This is a genomic window from Marilutibacter maris (assembly GCF_006546735.2).
Lineage (GTDB): Bacteria > Pseudomonadota > Gammaproteobacteria > Xanthomonadales > Xanthomonadaceae > Marilutibacter > Marilutibacter maris.
Genome location: NZ_VICD02000225.1, coordinates 1 through 1,464, shown reverse-complemented (window position 1 = coordinate 1,464; position 1,464 = coordinate 1). Strand labels below are relative to the sequence as shown.

General features: G+C 69.8%; 1 protein-coding gene. It reads right to left on the bottom strand.

Going from position 1 to position 1,464, the window contains the following annotated elements; all coding sequences use genetic code 11:
* Nucleotides 1–1,464, bottom strand: a 1,464-nt coding sequence (locus tag FKV24_RS13105; RefSeq protein WP_141482687.1) for an amino acid adenylation domain-containing protein, incomplete at both ends; no start/stop codon positions are given.

The window sequence follows — 1,464 nt, the reverse complement described above, 5'->3', positions numbered from 1 at the left end:
TACGCCGACTCCGACAGCGTCGGCGCCGGCAGGGCATTGCGGTCCACCTTGCCGTTCGCCGTCAGCGGCAACTGCTCCAGCATCACCAGCGCCGCAGGCACCATGTACCCGGGCAGTTCGCGCTCCAGCGCCGCCAGCACCGTCTCACCCGCCACCGCTCCGGTGGCATAGGCGACCAGCCGAGGCTCGCCCGGAATGTCCTCGCGGACCACGACGGTGGCGTTGCCGACCCCGTCCACCCGGCGTACTTGTTGTTCGATCTCGCCCAGCTCGATGCGAAACCCGCGGATCTTGACCTGATCGTCGTTGCGGCCCAGGTACTCCAGCTGGCCGTCGCTGCGGTAGCGCACAAGATCACCGCTGCGGTAGAGACGCCCCTCTCCATGCGGATTGGCCACGAAGCGCTCGGCGGTCAGTTCCGGACGCCCCCAGTAGCCACGCCCGACACCGGTCCCGCCGATGCACAACTCGCCGACCGCGCCCCGCGGCGCCAATGCGCCGCCGCTGTCGACCACATAGGTCCGCACGTTCGACAACGCCCGACCGATCGTCGGAGCCTCTCCCGCGATCCGCGCCACCGTGCTGTTCACGCAGCACTCGGTCGGCCCATACACGTTCAACGCCGTGCGTCCGTAGCGTTGCTGCCACCGCACCAGCGCCTGCCACAAGCCCGGAGCGATCGCCTCGCCACCGATGATCATCGACGGCAACACGTCCTCCAGCCCCAGCGACAGCCACAACTCGACCAGACTCGGGGTCGCGTCGAGCAGACCGATCCCGTGCGAGCGGATCCGCTCCCGCAGCAATCCCGGATCGCGCTTCTCCTCGTCGCCGATCATCACCAGGCACCGGCCGTTGGCCAGCTCCGCCAAGCCCTGCACCGAGGCATCGAACGCATAGGAAGCGACCCAGCCCCAGGCCCCCTCGATATCCGCGGTGTCGCGCGCCAGGTTCGCCGCCAGGTTCATCACCGCGCGGTGCTCGACCATCACGCCCTTGGGCTGTCCGGTCGAGCCGGAGGTGTACAGCACATAGGCCAGGCCATGGCCGTCGCCCGCGACCGACCCGCCGTCATCGCCGCCGGCAGTCTCCTGATCGATCCGCTCGATCACATGCGCCACGCCGCTGTCGGCGATCAGGTAGGCGCGACGCGCCTCGGGGTAGCCGGGATCGATCGGCACATAGGCCGCGCCGGTCTTCAGCACCCCCAGTATCGCCACGACCAGGTCGGTATCGCGCGGCAGGCTGATGCCCACCAGAGTGTCGGGACCGATACCGCGGGCACGCAGACGCCGCGCCAGATCGTCGGCGCGACGGTCCAGTTCGCCGAAACTCAGACGGACCGTTGTCCCCACGACCGCCGGGGCGCCCGGGGTCAGCGCCGCCTGGCGCGCGAAACGGCCGTGCAGGGTTGCCTCCGCGTCGAACGGCAGATCCCCGCCGGCGAGCGCCAGCAATCCGTCG